Here is a 707-nt window from a genome sequence, read left to right as displayed (position 1 = left end):
TTACCAGAAGTGGCTAGTCTAACCGCAAGGAGGACGGTCACCACGGTAGGATTCATGACTGGGGTGAAGTCGTAACAAGGTAGCCGTATCGGAAGGTGCGGCTGGATCACCTCCTTTCCAGAGCTTCTCGCAAAGTTGAGCGCTCACGCTTATCGGCTGTAAATTTAAAGACAGACTCAGGGGTCTGTAGCTCAGTCGGTTAGAGCACCGTCTTGATAAGGCGGGGGTCGTTGGTTCGAATCCAACCAGACCCACCATTGTCTGGCGGTAGGTACCTGAGGCAAATCTGTACTCATGGGGGCATAGCTCAGCTGGGAGAGCACCTGCTTTGCAAGCAGGGGGTCGTCGGTTCGATCCCGTCTGCCTCCACCAATCTTCAATGACAAGCGTTCGAGATGCTCGAGTGTTTGTCATTGGCGATTGAGCCAGTCAGAGCGGTACGGAGTACGTATCGGCTGTCGTTCTTTAACAATCTGGAAGAAGTAAGTAATTTGGATAGCGGAAGCGTCTTGAGATGGACGTGGAAACTATCCGGGTTGTGATTGTATCGATGTATCTCAAGATGATTCGAACTCTATGTTCGACTCAATTGGAATACGGCACAACGCGAGAACTCAACCTGTAGCGACTGTCGATGAGACAGACTCGTTATAGGGTCAAGCGAACAAGTGCATGTGGTGGATGCCTTGGCGATCACAGGCGATGAA

Annotated in this window: 2 tRNA genes and 1 rRNA gene; all 3 read left to right on the top strand. The window is 51.3% G+C overall.

Going from position 1 to position 707, the window contains the following annotated elements:
- A 16S ribosomal RNA gene (locus HWX22_RS31320) occupies positions 1-117 on the top strand; the annotation flags it as partial.
- Positions 118-180: 63 nt separating this feature from the next.
- A tRNA-Ile gene (locus HWX22_RS31315) sits at positions 181-257 on the top strand.
- Positions 258-296: 39 nt separating this feature from the next.
- A tRNA-Ala gene (locus tag HWX22_RS31310) sits at positions 297-372 on the top strand.
- Positions 373-707: the final 335 nt, after the last annotated feature.

Source organism: Burkholderia sp. BCC1638, from assembly GCF_902833195.1.
In the GTDB taxonomy this organism is placed as follows: Bacteria; Pseudomonadota; Gammaproteobacteria; order Burkholderiales; family Burkholderiaceae; genus Burkholderia; species Burkholderia diffusa.
This window is presented reverse-complemented; position numbering and strand designations above follow the sequence as displayed.